Genomic DNA, 4,391 nt, shown 5'->3' with positions numbered 1-4,391 from the left:
GCTCGACCTGCCCGACGACGCGGAGGGGCGCGCCGTCACGCGGCTCGGCCTCGCCGCGCGCACCGCCGAACTGCTGGTCGCCGGGCGCGAGGTGAGCGACGAGGTGCTCCCCGTCGGCGAGCGCCTGCTGGCCGTCAACACCCGCCCCACCGACGGCGGCGACGGCCCGGCCGGCAGCGTCACCACGCTGCGCGACTCCACCGAGCTGCGCGCCCTCGCCGGCCGGGCCGAGACCGCCCGCGGCCGGCTCCGGATGCTGTACGACGCGAGTGTGGCGATCGGTACGACGCTGGACGTGCGGCGCACCGCGGACGAGCTCGCCGCGATGGCCGTCCGGGAGTTCTGCGACTTCGCCACCGTCGACCTCGCCGAGGCGGTCCTGAGCGGCGAGGAGCCGCGGACGCCGGCGGTGGGCGAGCCGGTGGAGCTGCAGCGGGTGGGGCTGGCCGGGATCCGGGACGACTCGCCGCTGTACCCGCTGGGGGAGCTGGTCCGGTGGGCCGGGAGCACCCCGCAGGCGGAGGGCTTCGTCGGCGGGCGCTCCACGCTGGTGCCCGAGCTGGCGGCCGACGAGGGCTGGCGGCGGCAGGACACCGAACGCACGCAGGCGGTGCTGGAGTTCGGTCTCGGCTCGCTGATCGCGGTGCCGCTGACGGCGCGGGGCGTGCTGATGGGCGTCGCGTGCTTCTGGCGCAGCCGGGACCGGGGCCCGTTCGAGGAGGACGACCTGTCGCTCGCGGACGAGCTGACCGCGCGGGCGGCGGTGTCCGTCGACAACGCCCGCCGCTTCACGCGCGAGCACACGATGGCCGTCACCCTGCAGCACAGCCTGTTGCCGCGCGCCCTGCCGGAGCAGAGCGCGGTGGACGTCGCGCACCGCTACCTGCCGGCGCAGGCGGGGGTCGGGGGCGACTGGTTCGACGTGATCCCGCTGCCGGGGGCCCGGGTCGCGCTGGTGGTCGGCGACGTGGTCGGCCACGGCCTGCACGCCGCCGCGACGATGGGCCGGCTGCGCACCGCCGTCCAGAACTTCTCCACCCTCGACCTGCCGCCGGACGAGCTCCTCGGGCACCTGGACGAGCTGGTCGCCCACATCGACCAGGAGACGGCCGCGGCCGACGGGGAGCACGCGATCACCGGCGCCACCTGCCTGTACTGCATCTACGACCCGACGACGGCGACCTGCGCCCTGGCGCGGGCGGGCCACCCGCCGCCCGCGCTCGTGCACCCGGACGGCACGGTGGAGCTGCCCGTGCTGCCCGCGGGACCGCCACTCGGCCTGGGCGGGATGCCCTTCGAGGCCACGGAGTTGCGGCTCGCGGAGGGCAGCAGCCTGGTGCTCTACACCGACGGCCTGATCGAGGACCGCACCCGGGACGTCGGGGTCGGCCTGGACCTCCTCACCGCGACGCTCGCTCACCCCGGCCGGTCGCCCCAGGAGGTGTGCACCGCCGTACTCGACGCGCTGCTGCCCGCGCGGCCGACGGACGACATCGCGCTCCTCGTCGCCCGCACCCGGGTGCTGGCGCCGGACCGGATGGCCGGGTGGGAGGTGGCCGCGACCCCCGAGGCGGTGGCGAAGTCCCGCGCGGAGGCGACCCGGCGGCTCACCGGCTGGGGCCTGGAGGAGGCCGAGTTCGTCACCGAACTGGTGCTCAGCGAGCTGGTGACCAACGCGATCCGCTACGGGACCGCGCCGATCCGGGTGCGGCTGCTGTACGACCGCGCGCTGATCTGCGAGGTCTCCGACACCAGCAGCACCTCCCCGCACCTGCGCTACGCCGCCGACGAGGACGAGGGCGGCCGCGGCCTGTTCCTGGTGGCCCGGCTGGCGGACCGCTGGGGCGTCCGCTACACGCCCGAGGGCAAGATCATCTGGGCCGAGCAGTTCCTGCAATCCGAACGTCAAGGCGAGGAAAAGCCCTGGTAAAGTTCGTGGCCGTGCCGCGGCGGAGGAGTCGCGGCGAGGTGCGAACGGGGGGATCGCGGCCCATGGCTGACGAGATGGTCCGGCTGGCTCAGAGGTTCGTCAACACGACGTACAACAACGGTGCCACGCTCGGGATTTCGAAGCTGGACGAGGACGGCCGCATCGGCTGGCCGGTGATGTACGCGCTGACCCGCGGGGCACAAGCTACTGCAGCACCGGCTGGGGCCAGATCTTCGCCCGGATCGCCATCGAGGCCCGCAACCGCTGCCTGAGCGAGGGCCTGATCAACGGGACCAAGCTCACCGAGGCCAACCTGCGGGAGGTCTGGGACAACCTCCAGGACCCGGCCTGCAACATCCGCTCGGTCACCTACCTGGCGATCTACAACTCCCGCCAGCTCGGCATCGCCCGCCCCGGCCTGACCACCGGTCAGGCCGACGCCCAGGCGCTGCTCGCCCGCTACAACGGCCTCGGCGACGCGGCGCAGCAGTACGGCCGCGAGCTGATCGGGCTGTACGACGTGCTGGAGAACTACAACCTGCTGTCGCGCACCAAGTGACCGTGCCGATGCGGAACTACTCGCGGGCCGCCGTCGCCGTGAACCTGGCGCTGGGGCTGCCCGCCGTCGTCCCGGTCTGGCTGCTCTGGTACTTCGCCGCCAACTGGCCGCTCGCCGCGCTGGGTTGGACCACGCGCGAGCCGACGGAGAACGACGGCGTCCTGCCGATGCTGCTGGTCCTGGTCCCGGTCGTCGGGGTGTTCACGCTGCTGTGGTGGCTCGCCAACCGGGCCGTGCGGCGGCGGACGGCCCGGGGCGGCTGGGGCTGGGGCTGGGCCTACTGGCCGGTGAGCGTGCTGCTGCTGCTCGTGCCCACGCTCGTGCTGATCGTCGTTCTGTAGCGGAAGGACACAAGGAAATGGAAGACGTGCAGATCGGATTCACGCGGCGGGCCGCGGTCAAGGGTGCCGCCGCCGTCGGTGCGGCCGTGGCTGTGGGCGGGCTGCTCCCCGGCACCGCCGTGGCGGCGCCGGCGAAGGAGACGGCGGAGGGGACGGCCGAGCCGGGCCTTCTGGCGAAGAAGCTGCCGACCAGCGCCAACGGCTGGACGATCGAGAAGGAGGCGAACCACGTCTCCACCGTCTGGACCCGCCCGGTGCCCGGCACCGGCCTCACCGTGGACGTCCGGATCGGCGACGCGGAGGAGATCCTCGTCCACGTGATCCGGCGCTTCCACTACGAGGTGGAGGAGCTCCCGAGCGGCGACCTCCTCGGCTGGCAGGCCATCGGCGGCCTGCGCGCGGGCGCCCCGGAGTCGAACCTCGCGTCCGGCACGGCCGTGCGCATCCGCCCCGGCGCCTCGGCGAAGGGCGGGCTCTTCCCCTACCAGGAGCTGGTGCTGCGGGACATCCTCGCCGAGTGCGAGGGCGTCGTGCGCTGGGGCGGGGACGACGACGCGGTGGACGAGTCGCTGTTCTACCTCGTCCCCGGCCCGGAGGACCGGCGCGTGCGGCAGCTCGCCGACCGCCTGCGCGGCTGGGGCGCCCGCCCCGGCGAGGGCCCGCGCCGGCCGGCGGGGCGGCCTGCGCCGGGCGGCCTCCCTCCTGCACCGGCACGCCGGACTGCGCCTCGCGCTGCTGCTGGCGGCGCCGATGGCCTGGCTGGTGCTCGCCTACCTGGGCTCGCTCGCCGTACTGTTCCTCTCGGCCTTATGGACGGTCGACGACTTCACCTCCGACGTCGTCCGTGAGTGGAACACCGCCAACTTCACCACCGTCCTCACCGAACCTGTCTACCGCGCGATCGCCCTGCGCACCCTCGGCATCGCCGCCGCGGTCACCGTGATCGACGCCGTGGTGGCGTTCCCGATGGCGTTCTACATGGCCCGCGTCGCCCGCCCGCGCACCCGCAGACTCCTCGTCGTCGCCGTCCTGACCCCGCTGTGGGCCGGCTACCTCGTCAAGGCGTACGCCTGGCGGGTCATCTTCAGCCAGGGCGGCATACTCGACTGGCTCGGCGCGCCGCTCGGGCTTGCCGGCCCCGGGTACGGCACCTCGGCGGTCATCGTCGTCCTCGCCTACCTGTGGCTGCCGTACATGATCCTGCCGGTCTACGCCGGCCTGGAGAACCTGCCCGCCAACCTCCTCGACGCCTCGGCCGACCTCGGCGCCTCCGCCGGGCGGACGTTCCGCTCGGTGGTCCTGCCGCTCGTCAAGCCGGCGGTCTTCGCCGGGTCCGTCTTCACCTTCTCGCTGAGCCTCGGCGACTACATCGCCGTGCGGATCGTCGGCGGCAAGACGCAGGTGCTCGGCACCGCGATCGCCGACAACGTGACCCTCAACCTGCCGTTGGCCGCCGCACTGTCCTGCGTGCCCGTGGTGATGATCGTCGGCTACCTGCTCGCCGTGCGCCGTACCGGCGCCCTCGACTCGTTGTAGGGGCGTGTCTGACAATTCCCGTCTG

Annotated in this window: 5 protein-coding genes; all 5 read left to right on the top strand. The window is 73.5% G+C overall.

Annotated features, from left to right (window positions below):
* Nucleotides 1-1,930, top strand: a 1,930-nt coding sequence (locus AB0O00_RS30875) for a SpoIIE family protein phosphatase (protein WP_363657356.1), incomplete at its 5' end; no start/stop codon positions are given.
* A 62-nt stretch (nucleotides 1,931-1,992) separates the two neighbouring features.
* Nucleotides 1,993-2,202, top strand: coding sequence for a hypothetical protein (locus AB0O00_RS30870; protein ID WP_363657354.1), 210 nt, complete (start codon nucleotides 1,993-1,995; stop codon nucleotides 2,200-2,202).
* A gap of 295 nt (nucleotides 2,203-2,497) precedes the next feature.
* Nucleotides 2,498-2,830, top strand: a complete 333-nt coding sequence (locus tag AB0O00_RS30865) for a hypothetical protein (protein WP_363657360.1) — start codon at nucleotides 2,498-2,500, stop codon at nucleotides 2,828-2,830.
* Between the two features lie 26 nt (nucleotides 2,831-2,856).
* Nucleotides 2,857-3,678: a hypothetical protein gene (locus AB0O00_RS30860; RefSeq protein WP_363657358.1), complete on the top strand. Its 822-nt coding sequence runs from the start codon at nucleotides 2,857-2,859 to the stop codon at nucleotides 3,676-3,678.
* The gene (locus tag AB0O00_RS30855; protein ID WP_363657352.1) at nucleotides 3,581-4,366 is read left to right on the top strand and encodes an ABC transporter permease; all 786 of its coding nucleotides are present in this window, start codon (nucleotides 3,581-3,583) and stop codon (nucleotides 4,364-4,366) included. The genes AB0O00_RS30860 and AB0O00_RS30855 overlap by 98 nt, the downstream gene beginning before the upstream one ends.
* The last annotated feature ends 25 nt before the right edge of the window (nucleotides 4,367-4,391 follow it).

The sequence above is a fragment of the Kitasatospora sp. NPDC093558 genome, from assembly GCF_040683475.1.
Classification (GTDB): Bacteria; Actinomycetota; Actinomycetes; order Streptomycetales; family Streptomycetaceae; genus Kitasatospora.
The sequence above is the reverse complement of the archived record's forward strand: the minus strand, read 5'-3'. Positions and strand labels throughout refer to the sequence as shown.